1 protein-coding gene is annotated in these 1016 nt (G+C 63.7%); it reads right to left on the bottom strand.

Translation table 11 applies throughout. The features are described from left to right. The coding region (gene tuf / locus K6V06_RS20565) for an elongation factor Tu (protein ID WP_222245982.1) at nt 1-1016 on the bottom strand (1016 nt) is incomplete at both ends.

The following is a 1016-nucleotide window of genomic DNA, read 5'->3' on the forward strand; positions in this document are numbered from 1 at the left end:
ACGGTACGGCCACCTTCGCGGATAGCGAAGCGCAGGCCTTCTTCCATGGCGATCGGGGCGATCAGCTTGACGGTGATCGACACGTTGTCACCCGGCATGACCATTTCCTTGTCCTTCGGCAGCTCGATCGAGCCGGTCACGTCGGTCGTACGGAAATAGAACTGCGGACGGTAGTTGTTGAAGAACGGGGTGTGACGGCCGCCTTCGTCCTTCGACAGAATGTACACCTCACCGGTGAAGTGGGTGTGCGGCTTGATCGAACCCGGCTTGCACAGCACCTGGCCGCGCTCGACGTCTTCACGCTTGGTGCCGCGCAGCAGCAGACCGACGTTGTCGCCAGCCTGGCCCTGGTCCAGCAGCTTGCGGAACATTTCCACGCCGGTGCAGGTGGTCTTCACGGTCGGGCGGATACCGACGATTTCGATTTCCTCGCCGACCTTGATGATGCCGCGCTCGATACGGCCGGTCACCACGGTGCCGCGACCCGAGATCGAGAACACGTCTTCCACCGGCATCAGGAACGTGCCGTCCACGGCGCGCTCCGGCGTCGGGATGTAGGTGTCCAGCGCTTCGGCCAGGCGCATGATCGCCTCTTCACCCAGGTCGCCCTTGTCGCCTTCCAGCGCCAGCTTGGCCGAGCCCTTGATGATCGGGGTGTCGTCGCCCGGGAATTCGTACTTGGACAGCAGCTCGCGCACTTCCATTTCCACCAGCTCGAGCAGCTCGGCGTCGTCCACCATGTCGCACTTGTTCAGGAACACGATGATGTACGGCACGCCAACCTGACGGGCCAGCAGGATGTGCTCGCGGGTCTGCGGCATCGGGCCGTCAGCGGCCGAGCACACCAGGATCGCGCCGTCCATCTGCGCCGCGCCGGTGATCATGTTCTTGACGTAGTCGGCGTGGCCCGGGCAGTCAACGTGCGCGTAGTGACGGTTGGCCGTCTCGTACTCGACGTGCGCGGTGTTGATGGTAATGCCGCGTGCCTTCTCTTCCGGCGCTGCGTCGATTTCGTC

Origin of the sequence: Cupriavidus sp. AU9028 (genome assembly GCF_019795295.1) — a bacterium.
Taxonomy (GTDB): Bacteria; Pseudomonadota; Gammaproteobacteria; order Burkholderiales; family Burkholderiaceae; genus Cupriavidus.